Here is a 20563-nt window from a genome sequence, read left to right as displayed (position 1 = left end):
CGGAATCAACGATGACGATCGATCACAACGCGAGGGCTGTTCCGCAACAGCAAACGTCGAGGGGAGCGGCTCTCGCGTTCTGCGTCGGCTTCTACTTTGCTGCCCGCGTGATCGCGACAGTATTCCTGGTCCGCATCGCCGGGATGGAGCCGCAGGCGGGCGCCGTAGCAACGCTGGTCTCAACTTCCCTGCTGCTTGGTTTCGTTGGCTTATCGGTGATGGGGGCAGCGCGGGGCGAGACGGACTCGGCCTTCCATCTCGCGGAAGTTCGATGGGTGCTTCTCTTCCTGGGATTTTCAGGGTGCAGCCTGCTATGGAGCGAAACTATATCGCCCATCGTTTCGGCTGCGTACTGGTGCGGGACAGCTGCCGATGTCGCGATCGTGATTCTGCTGCTCCGCAGCTATCTTGCGCCGGGAACTGCCGAATCCCTGATGAGAGGCTTTGTATGGGGAGCAGGTTTTGTCGCCGTCATCTCGTGGGTCATGCCTTCCCAGTACGATATGCGTCTTGGAGATGAGGACTATCTCAATGCGAACACAATCGGGAATCTTTGCGCCTTTGGCGTCTTCTTCGCGCAGTACCTGATGCGTGCCAAGAGTGGCCGCTGGAGTTTCGCGATCTTCTTTCTCGCTTTAACGCTTGTACGCAGTCTCAGCAAGACGGCGATCGTGGCTTTCCTGATCGGTGAAGGGTACCTCCTCGTCCAGGACCGGATCATGAGTCGTCGAACCAAGATGTACGTGATGATCGGGGTGACCGTCGTCGTCATCGCGTTCTGGAGCCTGTTTGAGGGGTACTACGACCTCTACACAACCTATGGCAATCAATCGGAGACCCTGACTGGGCGCACTGCGATCTGGGCCTACGTGGTCGATGCTGCGTCTTCCCGACTGTGGCTCGGACACGGCTTCGACTCCATGTGGAAGGTCGTACCTGTCTTCGGAACCTTCGAAGCGCGGCACGCGGAAAATGAAGTTCTGGAGCAGCTCTATTGCTACGGAATGGCGGGACTTGTATTGCTGTGCGGGCTCTACGGCAGTCTGTACCGCAAGATTCGCAAACGTTCCGGCGATGCACATAGAGTGATCTTCATCGGGTTGCTGCTCTTTGTGATTGTCCGCGGCCTGGCGGAGGCTGAACCCTTCGATCTGCTGCTTCCGTTGTGGGCCATCGTTCTGGTCACCTCGCTGACCGGAAGGAGGGATGCGGTCACGCAGCCAGCGCTCGGGGAAACGCCTCTGTCCGATCTGCGCGGCGGCGGATTTGAGACCATCCCTGGGGCTGGTTCCCCGGCAATTGTCATTCCATTGTCATTTGTGGGGTCAACCGCCTCTCTTCGGACTCCGCTCGGCGAAAATAGGTAACAGAGGTGTGCGGATCATGGTGATGGACGCAGATTTTGTGGGAGACAACATTGAGTCTGATGCGGCGGCCTTAGCGAATCTCGGAACCATTCTCATCATTGAAGATGATCCCCGGATGCAGAAGGTGCTGCGCAGAATCTTCCTCGAAGAGCACTATGCTGTCGTGGTTGCAGGAGATGGGCAGACCGGGCTGGATCTGTTTCGGACTACTCGTCCGCTGGCGGTCGTGCTTGACCTCATCCTGCCCCGCATCTCCGGTCGCGAACTCTGCCACACCTTCAAGTCGATCTCCGCGGAGACTCCGGTCATCGTACTCAGCGCCATCAGCGAAGTCGTGGACAAGGTGCTTCTGCTGGAGCTGGGCGCGGACGACTACGTCACGAAGCCCTTCAGCCCGCGTGAGCTCACGGCCCGGATTCAGGCAGCGATCCGAAGACAGCGTAAACCCGCCAGCGCCTCGATCTTTCGCTTTGCCGACTGCGAGATCGACTACCAGAGCATGACCGCCCGGCGGAACGGCCTGCCTGTGACGCTGACCGCAAACGAGTTCAAGCTGCTGAAGTACTTTACTGACAACATTCATCGGGTGCTTACGCGGGAACTGCTCTTGAACGAGGTGTGGGGTTATAACTCCTACCCCACGACGCGAACGGTCGATAACCAGATCCTCAAGCTGCGTCAAAAACTGGAATCCGATCCTGCCAATCCAAAGCATCTGCTTACGATCTACGGTGCAGGCTATAAATTTGTCCCATGAGCATTCACCGGGGTGATGGCAGGACGACCGTATGACCAACGAACAAGAGGGGACAAACGTAGGGCGAGGGGTTCGGACCCACATCCTGCTGGTCGTCGCGATGGCGATCGTGATCGCCGTGGTTACGGGCGCCTCGCTGCTGCTCATCCGTCATCGTCTGCGCGCTGAGGTCGCCGGCGACCTGTCGCAGGACCTGAACCACTCCGTCATCACCTTCCAGAACCTGCAGGCCGAACGCATCGGCGCGCTCGAGCGCGAGAACTCGCTGCTGGCTGAGCTTCCGACGCTGAAGGCGCTGATGACGAGCGGTGACGACCTTACGATTCAGGATGGCGCTACCGAGTTCTGGCAACTGAGCGGAAACGATCTCTTCGCCCTGATCGATCCCGGTGGCCGGGTTGTCGCTGTCTATACGAAGAGCAGAGTGCCTGACGCTGCGCTTCGCCGCGGACTTCAGACTCTGGTTGCTTCGCCGGATAAGCACTACCTGATTCATGGCCCGGGACTTTATGTCTGTTCGTTGCGGCCACTGCACTTCGGAAGCGATGACGATGGCACCCTGCTTGGCTATGTCGTCAGTGGGATCTCCATCGAGCGCACAGTGCGGCAGATCAGCCAGCCCACAGGAGCCGAGGCCACGTTTCTGAGCGGCAACGAGGTGGTCGCCAGCACGCTGAGTGCTTCGGACCAGGCAAGCCTGTCCGCCGAGCCCATGCTCTTGCCCGGAGCACAGCGTGAGTCTTCCACGGTCATGTTGGGGAAGACGCGTTTTCTCGCGGACGTAGAAGACCTGTCGGCTGCGGCGACGTCTCCGCTCAGGCTCGTCGTGCTGAAATCCTTCGAGCCGGCGGAGCGGTCTATCCATCGGATTGACCGGGTCGTGTTGAGTGCAGGGCTGCTCGCGCTTCTCTCAGGGACGGCACTGATGATCGCTCTCTCCCGCCTGGTAACTCGTCCGCTCGAAGAGCTCTCGCGGAGTGTCGTCGCATTCGGTGTGGGCGATGGGGAGTTTGAGATCCCGAGATACGGCACGCAGGAGGTGCGTCAGCTAAGCACTGCCTTCGCGGGAATGCGGGAAGAGATCCAGCAAAAGAACAGGGCGCTCCTTGAATCGGAGCGTCTGGCGACGATCGGCCGCATGGCGAGTTCCGTCTCACACGATCTGCGGCACTATCTAGCTGCGATCTACGCCAACTCGGAGTTCCTCGCCTCCCATCGGCTCTCCGATCAGGAGCGCGCGGAGATCTTCGCCGACGTTCGCACGGCGGTGAATGGCACCACCGATATGATCGAGTCGCTGCTGATCTTCAGCCGGACCGGTGCCAGCATCAAGCGCTCGCCCGAGTTGATGACGACTCTGCTGGAGCGGGCCGTCGCTGTGGTCCGCGCCCACCCTGATGCGGAGCGCGTCTCGCTCACCGTGCGGTATGGCGACCCGGCGGAAACCAGCATTCTTGCCGACGGGAAACAGGTCGAACGCGCCCTCTGCAACCTCCTGCTCAACGCATGCCAGGCAACACGTCCGGCGGAGGCTGCATTGACTGTTACGTTGGCTCTTGAAGTCCGGGAGACGGAGATGATCGTCAGCGTGATCGACAATGGCGAGGGAGTTCCGGAGGTCATTCGGGATAGTCTCTTTGATCCTTTTGTCAGCGAAGGCAAACAGAAAGGAACCGGCCTGGGATTGACGCTCGCTCATTGCATCGCGAATGAGCATGGAGGAGAGGTCGTCCTTCTAAGCACTCGCCCGGGTGAGACCGTCTTTCAGATGATCCTGTCGCGCGCTCTCCGGCCCTGGGACGAAAAGATTGCACAGCAAGCAAATCCTCAGAGCGGGCTTATCGAACATGAGAAGATACGGTCCTAAGAAAATTCGACGTTCTTCCCGAGTCCTTCGGAATCTTTGGCGGGCGATGCCCTTGCTGGCTATATTCTGCGGAACGCCCCTGCGCAGCGTATATGCTCAGGAAACGGCTCACCCCACTTTGTCGGAGCAACTTCAGAAGCTGACTGAGGCCATGGCGCGGACTCAGGCCCAGGTCGAGCAGTCGCAGCATGAGCTCGAAGAGATGCGAAAGCAACTCAACGCCTTGCAAGCTCTAGCTGCCCAAAGCGGCGCTTCCGCTACGGCTCCAGAGACGGCTTCGTCTTCTTCTTCCGCACCCGCGGCGGAACCCGTTACCCATGCCGAGATCGACGACATCCGCGAACGACAGGCGGTGATCGAGTCGGAGATCAAAACCCACGAGCAGACCAAGGTGGAGAGCGAGTCGAAGTATCCGGTCAAGATAACCGGGCTATTGCTGCTCAACGGGTTTGTCAATACAAAGGGCGTAGACGCCGCGGCCACGCCCACGCTGGCGGTTGGTGGTCCCGGCAACACGGGTGCGTCGGTGCGGCAGACAGTGCTTGGATTCAGCGCGCGGGGAGCGCATCTCTTCGGGGCTGCCAGCTATGCGGACCTCAATATAGACTTTGACGGCAATCCGCAATCTCCTGCTACCACGACCAACTACACCGGGTACAACGCATCGAACGCGACGCTGCTGCGCCTGCGAACGGCCCATGCGGGCCTGCAATGGCAGCACACGCAAGCCTATTTCTCCCTGGACCACCCCATTCTCAGCCCGGACTCGCCAACCTCTCTGACGGCGGTGGCTGAACCGGCTCTCGCGTGGTCGGGCAACCTGTGGACGTGGAACCCGCAGTTTGGCCTGACGCATGACCTGCCCATCGGTTCCCACTCCGTTCGGCTGCAGAGCGCATTGATCGATGTTGGCGACGCTCCCTGGTCGGTCGTGACGACTTCAGCGGCTACGGGTGGAACTCCTGCGACCGGCGCGGAACAGAGCCGCTGGCCGGGCGCTGAGGCACGAATCGCGCTGCTTGGATCGAAGAGCGACGAGGGAAGCCACCTCGGCGTTGGCGGCTACTTTTCGCCTCACTTGAATCCAGTAGGACGGCGCTTCGATGCCTGGGCTGGAACGCTCGACGCCAGGCTGGCACTGCCTTGGCGTCTCTCATTCACCGGAAGCTTCTATCGCGGAGCGGCGCTTGGCGGCCTGGGAGCCGGGGGATTCAAGGACTTCGGGTTTGTCGCGGACCCTGGCACCGGCAACTACTACTTCCGTCCGTATGACGACGCGGGCGGATGGGCACAACTGAAAGAAAAGCTCAGTCAAAGGCTGGAGCTGAACGCCGCATTCGGACTCGACAACGTCTTCGCGAGCCAGCTTCGTCCCTACGCCGTCCCCGGCGGCACAAGCTACCAGAACCTCGCAAGAAATCGGACGTATACCGGCAATGTCATCTATAGCCCAAGCGCGTACCTGCTCTTTTCCCTCGAATACCGTCATCTTGGGAGCTCACCGATTATCGGCTCGCCGGTTGGAAGCAACGTCATTGGGCTTGCGGCGGGGTATAGGTTCTGATGAAGATGGCATCTTTCAGTAAATGGATCCTTTTCAGCATGAGCCTGGCATCCGGGTTGGCTACCGCCCAATCCAATTTTTCGCCAAACTCGCAAGGAGAGCTCCGACTGCATCTCGTCTCGCCTCAGTCTGCCACGCATCGCCCGGTGCCAGCGGTCGCCTGGCTGGAACCTTTGACACCGAACCCATCGCTTAGCGCACCGCCCCATGGCCACGCCACGTTGTTGCAGAAGAACCGCATGTTCGTGCCGCATCTGCAGGTCATTCCCGTGGGCACAGTCGTCCAGTTTCCTAACGCCGATCCCTTTTTCCACAATGTCTTCTCGCTCTTTAATGGCAAGCGCTTTGATCTAGGCCTCTACGAGGCCGGCTCGAGTAAGTCAGTGACCTTCTCGCGTGAGGGCGTCTCCTACATCTTCTGCAATATTCATCCGGAGATGAGCGCGGTCATACTGTCACTTTCAACGCCGTTTTACGCTCTCGCGGACCAGAGGGACGCCTTCGTTCTCCCCAGAATTCCGGCCGGCGATTACACTCTTCATATCTGGATAGAAGGCGTGCCGCAGACGGTCACAGAGCAGCTTTCGCGTCGGGTGCGCCTGTCGGGCGCAAGTGTCGATCTTGGGGCACTGGTGGTTCCCAACATCCCAAACGGGATCGAAACTCACAGCAACAAGTTCGGCAACCAGTACGATCCCGGCATCAAATCACCTTACGGTCCCTAAAGCTCGGTTGCGTTCGCTGCTCGGAACCCAACTCGGCCCGAACAAGAACGAAAAAAGGTGGTAATGATCCCGATAGAAATTGCGCACGTTGTGCTGCCTCTGATTGTCGCCGTCAGCATCGCTCTGATGTTGACTCGCCCGCGTGGAATTCCGGAAGTCTGGTGGATCTCGGGCGGAGTATTGCTCTTGATTGTGCTTCGGCTGGAATCGCTGGAGTCAACTGGACAGGCCGTCGCCAAAGGCACCGACGTCTACCTGTTCCTGATCGGCATGATGCTCCTGAGTGCTCTTGCAAGGGAGCAGGGAGTCTTCGACTGGGTCGCATCCGCAGCGGTCCGCGGGGCCAACGGTAGCTGCTCGCGTCTGTTCCTGCTTGTCTATGGAGCGGGAACGCTGGTGACCATATTCATGTCGAACGATGCCACCGCAGTCGTCCTGACTCCTGCGATTCTGACGGCGGTGCGAAAGGCAAAGGTTTCTCCACTTCCTTACCTGTTTGTATGTGCGTTGATTGCGAACGCCGCGAGCTTTGTACTGCCGATCTCAAACCCTGCAAATCTGGTGGTCTTTCATACCGGCATGCCCGCGCTTGGCACTTGGTTGGCCGATTTTGCAGTCCCATCGCTGCTCTCGATCGTTGCAACGTTTTTCGTCATGCGTGTTCTCTTTCGAGATGACCTTTGCAAGAGCATCGATTGCGAAGTTGAGGATGTGGAACTGAGCGGCAACGGCAAGCTGGTTCTTGCGGGCCTGGCCGTTATGATCTGCGTCCTCTTGACTGCGTCCGCGTTCAAAAGAGATCTGGGACTGCCCACTTGCCTCGCAGCGTTTGTGATTGCTGCAGTGGTCTCCATGAAGGCAAGAAGCAACCCCCTCAAGCTGGCAAGCGAGATTAGCTGGGCTACCTTACTCCTTGTCGCTGGCCTGTTTGTCATGGTCGATGCTGTCGAGAGTCAGGGAGCATTGATCCTGACCCAACATTGGCTTACCTGGGCGTCACACCTGGAACAGAACGTCGGTGCATTGGTCGTCGGGTTCGTAGTGGGCGTAGCGAACAACCTGGTGAACAACCTGCCCCTGGGGCTGATTGCGGGCGGTACGATCGATGCCGCTCATACGAAGGGATTGATGGCCAATGCCGTTCTGATCGGCGTGGATCTGGGACCAAACCTTTCGGTCACCGGGTCGCTGGCTACGATTCTCTGGCTGCTTGCACTTCGCGGAGACTCTGCCGAAGACGCAAGCGTGGAGAAGGTCGATGTGAGCTTTTGGAAGTTTTTGAAAATGGGTGCAGTCGCAATGCCTGTGGCTCTATTTGCGGCTCTGGGCGGAGCGATCCTGATGAACATGCTGGTTGGACAGCACTAAACACAAGGGAGAGCCTCATGAGTACGAACTCCGGGTGGATCATCCCATTCATCATCATTGGAGGTGCCCTATGAGCACGTGGCGCGTTCCATGCGCGCCCATATGGAATCGCTACCGTCATAGAGTCCTGAGCGACGGGCAGAACTACGCAGACCACGCCGGATATTGAACAAGCCTTAGCCGGGGCGCATCGAACCGCCGCCCCGTTGCTTTCGAGTTCGTATCAGGCGGCTTCCGCGTGCGATACCTTCGGGAAGTCGATGTCCACACCAGCCGCGATGTTGAAGTAGTTGGTGAAGACGTTGAGTGCGACATGGGCAATGATCTCGGCGATCTCACCGTCAGTGAGACCTGCGTCACGCACCGCGGCGAGCTCGGCGTCGTTGATCTGGCCCTTCGCGTCCAGGACCTGCGTTGCGAAGGTCAGCGCGGCAGTCGTCTTGGGATCGCTGCTCTTTCCCTGGCGGCTGGCGACGATCTCTTCAGCCTTGAGTCCGATCATCTTGCCGATAGCCGTATGCGCGGACAAGCAGTAGTCGCAACTGTTTTCCTGTGCCGTCAGCAACGCAAGCTTCTCGCGCGTTTTGGCGTCCAGGAGTCCACCGGCGAGCGCTCCGCTGAAGTTGAGGTACGATTCCAACACTGCCGGCGAGCTGGCCATGACTCTGGTCATGTTCGGCACCATGCCGAGTTTGCCTTTCACTGCGTCCAGCAGTTTCTTGGCTTTGCCGGTAGCGGCTGCGGGGTCTATCGATTTCAAACGTGACATGTTGTTTCTCCTTTGAGCTTTCGACCGGCCCGTCTGAGCTCGGCTCCCTTGCTGCCCTCATATGACTGCCGACCGTTCGGTAAATATTCACGTATCTTTCCGAAATTTAAATGCTGTTTCCCAACCGAATGTTCGGCATATATTAGGTTATTAGGTGTAGAGGGTCCCATGGCACACCGTATCGTCAGTGACGAAGTCTTTCTTGCAACGGCGCTAGATCTGTTTCGCACCTACGGATTTGAAGGCGTGAGCCTGAAGCAACTTGCGGACGCGACCGGGCTGGAGAAGGCGAGCCTGTACTACCGCTATCCCGGCGGTAAGGATGCGATCGCGATGGCGATCGCGGGTGGCGTCGTGACGTGGCTTCAGGTCAACGTCTTCGACCCACTGGTTGGAAGCGGATCACCACGCAAGCGCGTGTCGTTCGTCGCGGAGAGACTGCGAGAGTTTTATGTTGGGGGATCAAAGTCCTGTGTGATGGAAGCTCTTTCGATTCGGGGAGGTTCCGAGGAGTTGCAGCTCGCTCTCAAGGAGGCGATGCAAGCTTTGGGGAACGCTTTTACGCAGATCGCAAAGGAGAGCGGACACGGTTTGGCGGCGGCGCGGTCGAAAGCTGAGGACGCCATCGTTCGCCTTGAAGGTTCCCTCATCCTCGCGAGGGTCCTGGGAGATACGGCATGCTTCGAACGCATGCTGAAAAGACTCCCCGACCTATTAACCACGCCGTAACAGAACTGCCGTTCGGTGTGTCCGCTGAAATCGCGTCGCCACAGAGTTCATCCGATGCGTCTATCATCGAAGACACTTCCGAAGTGAGGGGCGAACGATGGGTGGTCCCGTGGGCCGTTCAGCTCGGTTCGAAAGCTTGGACAAACAATAGACCAAGCCGACGCTTGGCATAGAGCCGGCGACGATTTAAGTTGTTGATTTATGGTGCCGGGAGGGGGGGTCGAACCCCCACGACCTTGCGGTCGGCGGATTTTGAGTCCTTCATGACAGAAAGTAAGCGATTTGTAATGTTATAGTTACCGATCGCTAACGTGTGAGTGTGTAAGAAAATGTGTAAATTTCCACTTTTTTCACTCCATCCCCCGGACGTGGCAACGTGGTGAGATGCCCCCGCCCGACGATGAACAAGCCTGTAATTCTGCCTTGTCGGGGCAGAATTACGGGGTTCAAGCTGTGAGAGCACATGGCGAGAGAGTCGCTCTATTCGAACGCGGCTGCCATAAGCTCCTGCTCGGCTTTGGGGATTCGGAACCTGGTCGCCTCTGTTCTCCATCCCGCCACGGCTGCTTGAACAGACTCTAGCGCTGCGTCCGCTTGAGCGGAGGAGATACCGTAGGTCTTGTAGGCGTTCATGGCCACCGGAATATCACATGTGGTTTCTGTTTCGTCGATGGCAAGTGAAAGCTCATTGCGATCAACCGGAGGGTTGATGTCGTAAGCCGGCGAACGACCAATCCCCGGCTTATCAACAAAGAAGCCGTGGTTACCACCAGCGCAACGCCGGGTCACCGCACAAAGCACTTCAAGCTGTCCAGCGATCCGTTCTGCCTTCCAAAAGTGCGTGATGACCGTCAAGACGACTCCATATCATTCCGGAAAAGCGGTGTTTTGAAGAAAATTTGCAAAATCCTCGCTTTCGACCGTAGAATCTGATTCTTAGAGGGAATCTCATGCTTCTGCAGTTCACTGTGGCGAATTTCAAGTCTTTTATGGAGCGGACAACGCTCTCCCTTGAGGCTACGAGCGACGACTGGCTGGAAGAAGACAATGTTGTCCATCTCAAGAAGCCAGATCTTCGACTCGTTCGAGCTGCAGCCATCTACGGCCCAAACGCTGGTGGAAAATCGAATCTCATCGACGCCCTTACGACGTTCCGTAGTTTAGTGCTCGGGTCATCAAAGGACTCGCAGCAAGGCGAATCTCTCCCAGTCGTGCCATTCCGCCTTAGCGCAAAAACTGAGAAGGAGCCGACCTTCTTTGAAGCCATCTTTCTGAAAGATGAAACACGCTACCGGTACGGCTTTGAGGCGACAGCGAACGCAGTGATCTCCGAATGGTTATTTCGGCAGAAGGATTCCATACGTGAAACTTGCTTGTTTACGCGTGAAGCAAAGACAATTACTTCTAAAGAGGCATTTCGAGAAGGAAAGGGTCTAGAACAACGGACTCGTTCGAATGCGCTCTTTCTATCCGTAGTGGCTCAATTCAACGGGGAAATCTCTGGCGAAGTTGTTGAGCACATAGCGAACTGTCGAGTAATTACGGGGCTCGAGGATGCCGGGTACATGAGCTTCACAGCAGGGTTACTCGATGACAACGTATATGGTAGGCAGATTCGTGACCTCGTTCGGAATGCAGATTTCGGTATAGAGAACGTGAAGCGGCAGGATATAGATCGTGAAACATATCTGGCATCGATCCCCAAGAGTCTGCCGCAACCCGTCCGCGATATGCTCGCACATGACTCTTCAGGTGCGACCACCATCCTCGCTGTGCATCAGAAGTTCAATGCGAAAGGAAAGGCTGTCGGGACAGTTGAATTTGATTTCGCCGGGGAGGAAGAGTCTGCCGGTACTCGTCAATTCCTCGCATTAGCTGGTCCGTTCTTGCATACCCTCCGCGAAGGTTCCGTACTGGTAGTAGACGAACTCGATGCACGTCTGCACCCCAATTTAACCAAACGCCTCGTCAGTTTATTTAACAGTTCCGCGAATCAGAAGAATGCTCAGCTAATCTTTGCGACGCACGACCAGGGGCTTCTCAATCAACGAAGAATCCGGCGGGACCAGATATGGTTTGCTGAGAAGAATTCTCTGGGAGCTTCTGAGCTGTTCAGCCTAGCGCAAATACCGGGCGTTAGGAAAGATTCCAATTTTGAGAAGGAATATCTGCTCGGGCAATTCGGAGGCGTTCCGAATCTCGCCGGATTTCCGAAGGTCATTTTCAATGGCGAAAAGTAAGCCATGGACACGTGGCCCTAAGAAGCGGGCTGCAGAAGGCACGCGAAAGCGGCGTCGTGTGCTCATTTATTGCGAAGACAGTAAGAGTTCGGCGGATTATCTGAATTGTTTTCCAACGAACGGTCAGCGCGTAGAAGTTAAAGTCGTTGGAACGGGAATGAATACCGACAGCTTGATCAAAGCTGCCGTCAAGGCAAAACAAAAAGCCATTACCGCCAAAGAATCCTATAGCGAAGTGTGGTGTGTCTTTGACCGAGATAGTTTTCCTCTCAAAAATTATGCTGCCGCATTCTCCCTTGCCAAAGCCAATAATATTGAGCTTGCTTGGACAAACGAAGCATTCGAACTCTGGTATCTTCTTCACTTCGATTACATCGACGCAGCAATCAGCCGAAAAGACTATGCAAAAATGCTCGCAGATCGAGGTCTTGTCTACGAAAAAGCTGATGGAGCTTTCTACGAAAAGATTAAAAACCGTCAAGAGATCGCGATCAGAAACGCCAAGAAATTGGAGCGGTACTGGAACGAGACGAACTGTCCATCCCCCGAGCGGGAAAATCCATCAACTCGCGTCCATGTGCTGGTCGAACTCCTCATTGAACTGGCTGAGTTGGATTGAATGACTCACCATTTTGCTGAGAATCCTCCTAGTTCGCCAGTGCCACGCACTCAAAGAGCAAATGCATGACACCGCGATATGGGCCTTGGACTTGGGAGCCATATCGAGCTTTTTCAACCAACCTTCAACCGCCATCGGCCGAACCCCCAGATTTGAGTCCTTCCGGGACACCAATAACGCTCTTATAATCAATTATTTGGCCTGCATCGGCGAAATAGTGTGTAAGAAAATGTGTAAATTTAAGTTTTTCTTTCCAGCTTCCAACCTGCGAACGTGATGAGCTACCCCCACGGCAGATGGAACAACCCTATGAGATCACGTGGCGCGAAAGCAGCTCTATTCGAACGCGGCTGCCATAAGCTCCTGCTCGGCTCTAGGGATTCGGAACCTGGTCGCCTCTGTTCTCCATTCCGCCACAGCCGCTTCGACAGACTCTAGCGCTGCATTCGCTTGTGCGGAGGAGATTCCGTAGGCCTTGTAGGCAGCCATAGCCACGGAAGTTTCACATACGCTCTCTGTTTCGTCAATGGCAAGTGAAAGCTGATTGCGATCGACCGAAGGATTGATGTCGTAAGCCGGCGAAAGACGAATCCCCTGCGCATCAACGAAAAAGCCGTGATTGCGTAGATGGTCGTCTGTATTGTGAATGCGTATGTTCAGCAGAACTCGACGGAACAGTTGCTCGCAATCAGCCAGGGTATCGGCACCTCTGGATTGGAGAAGATCAACGAGCTCAAGATAGCTCGCTCCTGCTTCTCCATCCTTGCGCTGTGTGAGAGTCATCGCTGAAACGAAAGCAATACGCCCCCCTCTCGCCGTGCGATCAAACCGTTCAACAAGAAAGGTCGTGAATGCACTCTCTGCGTAATGGAGTGCTCTGGCGTCTGGAACTTGGATACCTGATTTACGCGCAAGTGAATGGGCCACCAGCTCCCAAGCTCCGATATCTCGCGTGTCTTGGCGGCTCGGGAACTTGGCTATGCAGAGGGCTCCCTTTTCATCTCGGACGGAAGCTTTGGGACGCGCTCCTCCGAGAGAGCTGCCAGGGGCTATAAGCTGAGCGAGCCACTTCGCGTAGTCGGGATGTTCCTCGTCGTTCAAGTGCCGCTCAAACTGAAGGCTCGCCGCTTGCAACTCCCGCAACGATGTCAGAGGCGGCGCGGCGAATCTTGTATCGCTATCCACGTAAGGCCCGCCTGGCCGTTTGAATCGCAGTGCGCCGAGTCGCGTTTCGTCGTGGACGCCCAACAGGAAATCCCACTCCGTCAGCGTCCGTGGACGAACTCCTTCATGACGCGCACGGGCATTTTCCCGGCGCTGCATAAGTACGCGTCCCCAGCGGTCCGGGGACGAATCGGTGAAGATGCCGAAGTTCGATCGATCCGCAGACGGATACTGATGACCTTCGCCTAGTGTGAGGTCAGGGTCAAAGGCAAAGGCCTCCGCCTGATCAAGCCAGGCCTTAGCGTACTTGAAAGAAAAGAGTTCCCCCTTACCGCTCCGCTGACAGTGGAGCGTTCCCATAAGATTTGGCTCGGCTGTTTGGTCGGCATCCAGATAGACCTCGACCGTCTCTATAGCCGCCATCAGCCACGTCCTTCTGCTTGATTTAGTGCGATCTCATTCTTCGCAGCGGCGAGGCGTTTAGGGGCTCTAAGTTTGGCGGTGATTCCGGCATCTTGCAGTTTTCGACCCAGTTCATCGTCCTTGGCCAGCAGTGCCAAATCGTCTTCCAACCTCAACACCTGCATCACCCGCGCATAGACCCCCAGCGCAACCGCCGGGTCTCCCTGCTCTACTTTGGATAGGGTGCGCCTAGTGATTCCTGCGCGTTGCGCTACGATCTCCGCCGAGTATTTGCGTCGGAGCCGCGCGAGCTTTAGATGAGCGCCGACCCCATCAAGCAAGCGGGCAACCCGTGGTACAAGCGATGGTGTCGTCTTCCCCATAACAAGCAATATAATACACAAAATATACTGATTTTGCTTGCGATATTGCTTGTTATACTAAAAGGCGGCTAACGGCAGCCTTTCATAGCGACGAGTCCCGCCACCTGGAATCTTTCGATGGATTGCCCCCAAGTCCTTATCCAGGTCTTCGGGCGATCTCTCCACCCGACAGAACGTGCCGTCATTTTTCTACCTTCAACACGTCACTAGATCAGTCAGGAGACAAAAGTGCTGGGCAAGCACGGTCCCCGGCGACGTTTTTCGCCCAAAATCCTCAACCAAGCGTGCTCTTCCAACCGCTTGCAATGGCCGAGGGTGATCAGGCGACAGATCGATCCATTGCAATTTTCTCAGCAGTGCCGAGACAAACCGGGAGGTCTTACACACTGCCTCATACGCCACCCCTTCGCTTAGACGCCTAGATCAGAAGTACCAACCCGCACCCAAACTGGTACTGATGCCGCTTCCGCTGGTTCCGCTTGGGCTAAAGGTCGATCAAGTGAATCTTGCCCCCGGGATGACTGGGCTTATAGCGCTCATTCAGGTATGCCGCGTTTACGAAACGGATGCCATCGCGTTCTAACTCGCCTGCGCCACCATGAATATGCCCAAATAGGTGGACCTTTGGCTTCTTGCTCCAAACGGCATCGAGCAGCTCGGCGCATCCGAGATGTAACGTTTGAGGCGCGGTCTGATCGAGAATTCCTAACGGCGGCCCGTGGGTTATCAGCACGTCGAGATGTTCGGGAATGCTGTCCCAATACCTCGCAGCAGCAGTTCCGCGAGGATACATGAAGGCCCAATGAAAGAACTCTGGAGTGTACGGTGAACCCCAGAGTCGGATCCCCTCAATCGTGATTTCCGAGTTCTCCAAATAGTGCGCATTCATGAGCAGCGCTCTCGCCGTTCCCGGATCAGACTCGAAATACTTGTCGTGATTTCCCGCGCACACCACACGATGCCTGAACGGCTGCTCTCCTAACCAACGATTAAAAGAGATGATCTCCAACAGGTCTGTGCCAGAGTTCATGAAATCCCCGGCATGGATCAAGATGTCCCCTTCAGGGACATCTGTGATCTTGTCGTGTTGACCGTGTGTGTCGGAAAGAACTACAAGTCGCATTGCTTACCTGATGCAGATTCACGCAAGCCAAGCACCGCATGAAAGCCGAAGTATTTCCACTTGCTCAGTATCCCAAGCGAGAAATACATCATCAATTGTGAGGGAAATGCTCTTGGGATGAGGTGTAGATATGGTGGCCGAGGTCGGACTTGAACCGACATGAGGTTGCCCTCGGCAGATTTTGAGTCTGCTGTGTCTGCCAATTTCACCACTCGGCCATTACCTAGATTGTATCCCAGTATGGGCAGTACGGTGAAGGCTTCATCCGAGGCTTAAGCCCAATGAAATGTCCAAACCTACAGATTGCGGTTTGATCCTTTCTCCCGCCTCGGGATGATCAAGGGCTGTCGTCTTCGTGACATCTCGACTCAATTCAAACCCAAGGGTCTTCGCATCGTTTGTATACATTTTTACGTCGTACTGAGCACGCGAAACCGAAACATAAGCCATGCGGCTGTTGAGCAATTCGCCGTGCCCCTCTGCCGAGTCCACATGGATCAGAACACGGTCCGCTGTTTGGCCCTGGCTGCTATGGCTCGTGACCGCGTAGGAGCGGCCATGCCGCAAGAGGAAGGCGAGCAACTGCTGGCGAGCCCGCATCAGGTGCATGGATGCATCCACACGCGCACGAACCAGATCGCGAAGAGCTTCGTGCGTCGCATCCGGCACCCATACCTTCGTCAGATCGCCGGATCGGTGCAGGATAGCCAACTTCTGCGAGTCCCGCCGGTCGGTCTTGATCCGCTCACCTGGCTTGCGAGGAATGAGCGAGGTCGCCGCCACTGTGCAACTATGGCCTAGCGCTGTGAGCTGGCGGTAGATGTTGTACCCGCAACCGCCGGCCTCATAGCAGAAGTCGAGCTCGCCGTGCTTCGCAAGCCGCTTGGCCATCTTCGCGATGTCGTCCGGCTGGTTCGGGATGACGCCGATGAACCGCACGGGGCCGTTCCGCCCGTCTTCGGCGACGCTGATCGAGATGGTCTCCTTATGGACGTCCATCCCAACGAATGATCTGACTGTCTGCATGTCTCAAGTCCTCCTCTCTACAGGAGAACCGAAGCCGGGCTTCGACTCGAGCAGAGACATACAGACTGAGCGTACTTAGCACTTCCGTTACAAAACAGACCGGAGACATGGTTTACAGCGGAGCGCGACGGCGACAATTCCTCAGCTTTGGGCTACGCACGACGATGTTGTATGCCCTGGAAAGAGAGTCGGATCATGGATCAACGTCTTCAGTTTTTATCGAGTTATCAGAAAGAGGAGATGTCAGTAGCGGACCTATGCCGTGAATACGGGATCTCCCGCCCAACGGGCTACCGTTGGATCAACCGCTACAACGAAACGGGGCCGGAAGGACTCGTAGATCGCAGTCGCCGCCCGCATGGTTGTTCCCACGCGACGCTAGAGCCGGTCGAGAACGCAATCTTTGCGCTTCGGGCCAAGCATCCGTCCTGGGGCGCACGGAAGCTCAAGGCGAGGCTGGAGATGCTACAGCCAGACATGGTGTGGCCTGCAGCTAGTACTTTTGGCAACATCCTGAGCCGTGCGGGCTTAACTAGTCCGCAGAGGAAGAGAAAACGCACTATGCCATGCTCAGAGCCGTTCTCTATGGTCACGGGTCCGAATCAGCTATGGTGCATGGATTTTAAGGGCTACTTTGTCACCGGTGACGGTAAACGCTGCGATCCGTTCACGATCACCGACGCGCATAGCCGTTATTTGATTCGTTGCCAGATTGTCTCGCGTATGGATCTCAGCCAAGTCCGAGCAATCTGCGAAGCAGCCATGCGGGAGTACGGAGTGCCAGCACGGATCAGGACAGACAACGGCGCACCATTTGCTGGTACGGGGCTACTGGGGCTGTCCAAGCTCTCACTCGGCTGGATGAAGCTCGGGATCGTGCATGAGCGCATTCAAGCAGGCCGACCGCAACAAAACGGTCGCCATGAGCGGATGCATCGCACGCTGAAGGAGGACACGACGAAACCGCCTGCGCCCACCCTTCGCGCACAGCAGAGCCGCTTCGATAACTTTCGCCAAGTATTCAACAACGAGCGCCCGCACGAAGGCCTGAACAACCAAGTTCCCGCAAGTCTCTACATCCCCAGCTCTACCCCACTACCACGCACGTTGCCGGAGTTCACGCACCCCAAGGGACTCGTTCTGAGACGAGTGAACAACAGCGAGGATATCAGCTGGCACAAAAGCAGAGTCTTCATCAGTGAAGTGTTTCGATTTGAACAGACTGCCTTTCGAGCTGATCACACCCGGGCTCTATAGAGTCTTCTTTTGAGACATGGAGCTCGGAGAACTCAACGTGGAAGAGCTTCGCTTTAGAGCCGCAAGGCGAGTGGTTTAAGTTTGCCAAGCAGGGTCGTAACGCGTCGTTCCTATTTAAATGCACGAAGCCTCTCTACCTGATTTATAATCCTGGCCAACATGCCTAATCCCTGGGATGTCCCGTCAAACATCGAACACCGTCGGCTCTTCGCAGCCGACGAGATCTACAGCTTAAGCGAGCTCGACCTACATCCCGACGCGTTTGCCAAGTGTTCAGCTGGATGGACTCTGGGGAAAATGCATGGCTTGGGCTTCGTGCATTTGGATCTCCACCCAGATCATGTTTTCTTCAACTTTGCGTCAGGTAAAACTCAATTTATAGACTTTGCCAGTGGCACGATGGGTGATATCTCTGCACAGCGAATGAGCGAGGATTTTCTTACCCCTTTCCTCAGTTTCGATCGTCCTGAGTTCATCTCGCTGCTTTGTGGATATATACAGTACTCACGACTGACGATCGACAAGATCGTTCCGGGATTCACCGCTGATCTGCTCAGACAGTTGGGTGGCCGACTTCATCTGCCTCCCATTAGCAGACGACCAGATCTTTGGATCGCGGCTGTCGATGAGATTGATGCAACGATTCGACCTCACCTCAAAGGCATTGATGTTGAATTCGGACCACGCGGCAAACACTTGGCTCCCTCTACTCCGGAGGCCGCAGTTCTTCCTGCCGCAATCGCGTTCTGCGGTTGCGATCCAACGATCAGCCTGGCGCCAAATAATAAGGCTCGAAGCAATCCAGATGAAATCTCAGTTCTTGTTGGTTTCACCATATCCCTCGGACAGGCACTGCGGGGATTGCGAACTGAAGAAAGAGGTTTGACCGCGGAGTCGCTGTCATGTCTTCGCGCGACCATTCCGAATCCGGGCGACAATGTCCAAGCCAGACGCTTCATCGAATTGTTCTGCGACGGGCTCGCTTTTCTGGCAGCGAACCACAAGTCAGTGGTGAGCGATGAAACATTTTCGTGTCAGCTATTACAATTTTCCGTTCTACTCCGTAAAGCATTGATCGGCTTGACGTCACAAAGTGATGAAAGTCTTTGCCTTACGATTGCTGCAGATGATTACGCTATGGGTTGGAGAGTGCCACAATTAGATCCAGGAGTTGAAGGAGGGGAGCTTTCGGGTTCTTTACAAATGATCGGCCTACAAAATTCGATTGCAAGCATTTATCACAATGCGTTTGCAAAATCTGCCGCCGAAAATGCCTCCAACACGTTATGGACTTGGCTTTGGAGGGCAATGACGATCAATCGGCGCTCGCTAATTACCCTGAAGCATTTCGCCAATGCCCGTCACAGTAGAGACGATACTAGGAACCTCGAAGTTGCTGCAACCGCAGTATCAATGCAGCAGTATCGCTGTTTGTATACCCTTTGTACCAGTTTTGCCTTCGAGGTCGCTCAATGGGAGCAGCACGTCGAGAAGCAATCAATCGAGCGCAATGATGCTCATCTATATTCGCTGACCAAGGAGTTAGAACAAGTAGGTGCATTTGTGAAACATGCGCAAAATAATAATGGCTCTGTCGACTGGAAATGTCTAGGCACAGTAGAGGAAACATACAAGACCTGGGGTTTGATTGACGACGCGACCAAATGAAACGAAATCTATTCCTAGACCGAGCAGCAATTATACGAATCGCCGTGGATAGTGGCGATCTCGGGTATCGGTACGATCTACCACTCCTCTTTGCGAGCTATAACAGAATTTACTATGAGGCTGGGGGGATGAGCGAACTCACGAGAGTTCTATCGCGGCGAGTGTCCGGCACCAAACTGGTCAGCCTGCCGGCCGCCCCTGACCTGGTTGAGTCTGAAGAAGAACAAAACGCTTTAGTCGCAAGTGTGCAGCGGGCCGCGAAAATTCCGATTATCATAAAAGCGCTTGCCGAATGTGACGCATCACCTACGAGGTCGACAGAAGAACTGCTTGGTTATGCCGTTCGGCTTTTGCTGCTCGCGCGAAACTTGAACTGTGACATTCTTCCATGCGGCCGTAGAACCAACCTCTTGATATCCCTGTTTGTGGCAGCTGGACAACGTGGAAGGCTTATAAAGGACAACTCGGATATAGAAATATTTGAAAGCAGCTCAGGATTCCCGTTCTTAGTTCCCGAAATTATCTCGGTGCCTGGCTCTCGGAACTTGCGCATAGTTCTTGCAGAACAGGACTTTGACGCAGAGCTACTGAAAGAAGCTACTTCCGACGGACTTGCCGCCTCGTTCACCGACAATGAGACTACAAGCTCGCATCCAGAAAGCAATTGGCTTGCCAGACTTCCCGAACCTGGTACCAACAATCTTTGGTACCACAAGGGGCACGGCAACACGGTCTTAGTGATGGTTCATGGAGTGCTATCCGACAGCCGGGGATGCTGGTTGGCCACAGATAGTGATGACAAACCAATAGCATACTGGCCAGAACTAATAGCGCAAGATCGGCGCCTTGCGGCCTTATCAGTCTATCTGGGAGGATACTATACGGAACTAGAGAGTAATGACTATGAAATCAGAAATTGCGCCGAAGAGCTTTACAGTGCACTCGTGAGACCGCAGGCTGATGGCTCCCCAGCTCCACTGAAGTATGAAAACATCATCTTTCTTGGCCACAGTACGGGAGGCATTGTTGCACGTTATTTAATCGAGAGCCATAAGACTGAATTAAAGAATAAGAATGTCGGCCTGATACTTATAGCTTCCCCGAGTTATGGGTCTCGATACGCAGACCATCTCAGCCTGCTGACTGCATTTTTTAATCATAGCGTCGGCAAACAATTGCAATGGGGGCATTGGAGTGTACGAGACCTTGATGCGCGATTTAAAGACTTAGTGGATAGCAGGACTATTAAACGATTCACGGGAATAGAAGCTTATGAATCACATTTCATAATTAAGCGTAAGCTGCTGCCACCTTTGTCTCAAGTCGTAACTGCTGAGAGTGCGGGTCGATATTTTGGCGCACCGGTAGCTCTCCGCGATACCGATCACTTTAGCTCCGTTAAGCCGACATCAGAGAGTTCTCCGAGCCACGAACTGCTCGTCGACTTCTTCTACCATAGATTCGCTCCGCTTATTGGTTGACGACCTGTACTACAGGCAGGTCGAACTGCTCGCATTGTTGACCTCCGGAGGACC

Annotated in this window: 17 protein-coding genes, 1 tRNA gene and 2 pseudogenes; 12 read left to right on the top strand and 8 right to left on the bottom strand. The window is 55.4% G+C overall.

All coding sequences use genetic code 11. The features are described from left to right. Nucleotides 1–11 precede the first annotated feature (11 nt). The 6 genes from OHL18_RS20370 (at nt 12) to OHL18_RS20345 (ending at nt 7648) form a co-directional block, all read left to right on the top strand. On the top strand, nt 12–1367 hold the full coding sequence (locus OHL18_RS20370; RefSeq protein ID WP_263376719.1) for an O-antigen ligase family protein: 1356 nt from the start codon (nt 12–14) through the stop codon (nt 1365–1367). A gap of 22 nt (nt 1368–1389) precedes the next feature. Then, nucleotides 1390–2124, top strand: coding sequence for a response regulator transcription factor (locus tag OHL18_RS20365; protein ID WP_263376718.1), 735 nt, complete (start codon nt 1390–1392; stop codon nt 2122–2124). 31 nt (nt 2125–2155) lie between these two features. Further along, nucleotides 2156–3991 carry a HAMP domain-containing sensor histidine kinase gene (locus OHL18_RS20360; RefSeq protein WP_263376717.1) on the top strand — a complete coding sequence of 612 codons (1836 nt, stop codon included), beginning with the start codon at nt 2156–2158 and terminating at the stop codon, nt 3989–3991. Nucleotides 3992–4109: 118 nt separating this feature from the next. Then, nucleotides 4110–5555, top strand: a complete 1446-nt coding sequence (locus OHL18_RS20355) for a hypothetical protein (protein WP_263376716.1) — start codon at nt 4110–4112, stop codon at nt 5553–5555. Between the two features lie 38 nt (nt 5556–5593). Continuing rightward, a complete protein-coding gene (locus OHL18_RS20350) occupies nt 5594–6280 on the top strand; it encodes a cupredoxin domain-containing protein (protein WP_263376715.1) in 687 nt (228 codons plus the stop codon). Between the two features lie 63 nt (nt 6281–6343). Next, entirely contained in the window at nt 6344–7648 is a 1305-nt protein-coding gene (locus OHL18_RS20345) for an arsenic transporter (protein ID WP_263376714.1), read from the top strand. Nucleotides 7649–7871: 223 nt separating this feature from the next. Here OHL18_RS20345 and OHL18_RS20340 read toward each other — a convergent pair whose 3' ends face one another. After that, nucleotides 7872–8417 carry a carboxymuconolactone decarboxylase family protein gene (locus OHL18_RS20340; protein ID WP_263376713.1) on the bottom strand — a complete coding sequence of 182 codons (546 nt, stop codon included), beginning with the start codon at nt 8415–8417 and terminating at the stop codon, nt 7872–7874. A gap of 168 nt (nt 8418–8585) precedes the next feature. Between OHL18_RS20340 and OHL18_RS20335 the strand changes: the two genes are divergently transcribed. Next, nucleotides 8586–9146, top strand: coding sequence for a TetR/AcrR family transcriptional regulator (locus OHL18_RS20335; protein ID WP_263376712.1), 561 nt, complete (start codon nt 8586–8588; stop codon nt 9144–9146). Between the two features lie 480 nt (nt 9147–9626). On the opposite strand, the gene OHL18_RS20330 is transcribed toward OHL18_RS20335, so the two are convergent. Beyond that, nucleotides 9627–10001 carry a HipA domain-containing protein gene (locus OHL18_RS20330; RefSeq protein WP_263376711.1) on the bottom strand — a complete coding sequence of 125 codons (375 nt, stop codon included), beginning with the start codon at nt 9999–10001 and terminating at the stop codon, nt 9627–9629. 95 nt (nt 10002–10096) lie between these two features. Here OHL18_RS20330 and OHL18_RS20325 point away from each other — a divergent pair, with 95 nt between their 5' ends. Both OHL18_RS20325 and OHL18_RS20320 read left to right on the top strand, forming a co-directional pair. Further along, nucleotides 10097–11386 carry an AAA family ATPase gene (locus OHL18_RS20325; RefSeq protein WP_263376710.1) on the top strand — a complete coding sequence of 430 codons (1290 nt, stop codon included), beginning with the start codon at nt 10097–10099 and terminating at the stop codon, nt 11384–11386. Then, complete coding sequence (locus tag OHL18_RS20320) at nt 11373–12005, top strand: RloB family protein (protein WP_263376709.1); 633 nt, start codon at nt 11373–11375, stop codon at nt 12003–12005. Before OHL18_RS20325 ends, OHL18_RS20320 begins: the two co-directional genes overlap by 14 nt. Before the next feature lie 336 nt (nt 12006–12341). Here OHL18_RS20320 and OHL18_RS20315 read toward each other — a convergent pair whose 3' ends face one another. From OHL18_RS20315 to OHL18_RS23370, 6 genes and pseudogenes are all read right to left on the bottom strand, one after another. Next, entirely contained in the window at nt 12342–13592 is a 1251-nt protein-coding gene (locus OHL18_RS20315; protein ID WP_263376708.1) for a type II toxin-antitoxin system HipA family toxin, read from the bottom strand. After that, on the bottom strand, nt 13592–13729 hold the full coding sequence (locus tag OHL18_RS20310) for a hypothetical protein (protein WP_263376707.1): 138 nt from the start codon (nt 13727–13729) through the stop codon (nt 13592–13594). The genes OHL18_RS20315 and OHL18_RS20310 overlap by 1 nt, the downstream gene beginning before the upstream one ends. Nucleotides 13730–13738: 9 nt before the next feature. Beyond that, nucleotides 13739–13954, bottom strand: a pseudogene (locus tag OHL18_RS23375) (helix-turn-helix domain-containing protein); the annotation flags it as partial. A 484-nt stretch (nt 13955–14438) separates the two neighbouring features. Continuing rightward, nucleotides 14439–15077, bottom strand: a complete 639-nt coding sequence (locus tag OHL18_RS20305) for a metallophosphatase domain-containing protein (protein ID WP_263376706.1) — start codon at nt 15075–15077, stop codon at nt 14439–14441. Between the two features lie 131 nt (nt 15078–15208). Beyond that, nucleotides 15209–15295, bottom strand: a tRNA-Leu gene (locus OHL18_RS20300). Nucleotides 15296–15338: 43 nt separating this feature from the next. Beyond that, nucleotides 15339–16103 carry an IS110 family transposase gene (locus OHL18_RS23370; protein WP_396274960.1) on the bottom strand — a complete coding sequence of 255 codons (765 nt, stop codon included), beginning with the start codon at nt 16101–16103 and terminating at the stop codon, nt 15339–15341. Between the two features lie 171 nt (nt 16104–16274). Between OHL18_RS23370 and OHL18_RS20290 the strand changes: the two are divergent. From OHL18_RS20290 to OHL18_RS20280, 3 genes and pseudogenes are all read left to right on the top strand, one after another. Beyond that, nucleotides 16275–17439 (top strand): annotated as a pseudogene (locus tag OHL18_RS20290) (IS481 family transposase). A gap of 80 nt (nt 17440–17519) precedes the next feature. Beyond that, nucleotides 17520–19028, top strand: coding sequence for an aminoglycoside phosphotransferase family protein (locus OHL18_RS20285; protein WP_263376704.1), 1509 nt, complete (start codon nt 17520–17522; stop codon nt 19026–19028). A gap of 128 nt (nt 19029–19156) precedes the next feature. Beyond that, complete coding sequence (locus tag OHL18_RS20280; RefSeq protein ID WP_263376703.1) at nt 19157–20509, top strand: esterase/lipase family protein; 1353 nt, start codon at nt 19157–19159, stop codon at nt 20507–20509. Nucleotides 20510–20563 lie beyond the last annotated feature (54 nt).

This window comes from Granulicella aggregans, from assembly GCF_025685565.1.
Taxonomy (GTDB): Bacteria; Acidobacteriota; Terriglobia; order Terriglobales; family Acidobacteriaceae; genus Edaphobacter; species Edaphobacter aggregans_B.
Note: the sequence above shows the minus strand (reverse complement) of the source record. Positions and strands in the feature narration are given on the sequence as shown.

Bases quoted from the DNA above. Each gene is read 5' to 3' on its own strand.
- OHL18_RS20370 (WP_263376719.1), top strand. From the start codon at position 12: ATGACGATCGATCACAACGCGAGGGCTGTTCCGCAACAGCAAACGTCG.
- OHL18_RS20365 (WP_263376718.1), top strand. From the start codon at position 1,390: ATGGACGCAGATTTTGTGGGAGACAACATTGAGTCTGATGCGGCGGCC.
- OHL18_RS20360 (WP_263376717.1), top strand. From the start codon at position 2,156: ATGACCAACGAACAAGAGGGGACAAACGTAGGGCGAGGGGTTCGGACC.
- OHL18_RS20350 (WP_263376715.1), top strand. From the start codon at position 5,594: ATGAGCCTGGCATCCGGGTTGGCTACCGCCCAATCCAATTTTTCGCCA.
- OHL18_RS20345 (WP_263376714.1), top strand. From the start codon at position 6,344: ATGATCCCGATAGAAATTGCGCACGTTGTGCTGCCTCTGATTGTCGCC.
- OHL18_RS20340 (WP_263376713.1), bottom strand. From the start codon at position 8,417: ATGTCACGTTTGAAATCGATAGACCCCGCAGCCGCTACCGGCAAAGCC.
- OHL18_RS20335 (WP_263376712.1), top strand. From the start codon at position 8,586: ATGGCACACCGTATCGTCAGTGACGAAGTCTTTCTTGCAACGGCGCTA.
- OHL18_RS20325 (WP_263376710.1), top strand. From the start codon at position 10,097: ATGCTTCTGCAGTTCACTGTGGCGAATTTCAAGTCTTTTATGGAGCGG.
- OHL18_RS20320 (WP_263376709.1), top strand. From the start codon at position 11,373: ATGGCGAAAAGTAAGCCATGGACACGTGGCCCTAAGAAGCGGGCTGCA.
- OHL18_RS20315 (WP_263376708.1), bottom strand. From the start codon at position 13,592: ATGGCGGCTATAGAGACGGTCGAGGTCTATCTGGATGCCGACCAAACA.
- OHL18_RS20305 (WP_263376706.1), bottom strand. From the start codon at position 15,077: ATGCGACTTGTAGTTCTTTCCGACACACACGGTCAACACGACAAGATC.
- OHL18_RS23370 (WP_396274960.1), bottom strand. From the start codon at position 16,103: ATGCAGACAGTCAGATCATTCGTTGGGATGGACGTCCATAAGGAGACC.
- OHL18_RS20285 (WP_263376704.1), top strand. From the start codon at position 17,520: ATGCCTAATCCCTGGGATGTCCCGTCAAACATCGAACACCGTCGGCTC.
- OHL18_RS20280 (WP_263376703.1), top strand. From the start codon at position 19,157: ATGAGCGAACTCACGAGAGTTCTATCGCGGCGAGTGTCCGGCACCAAA.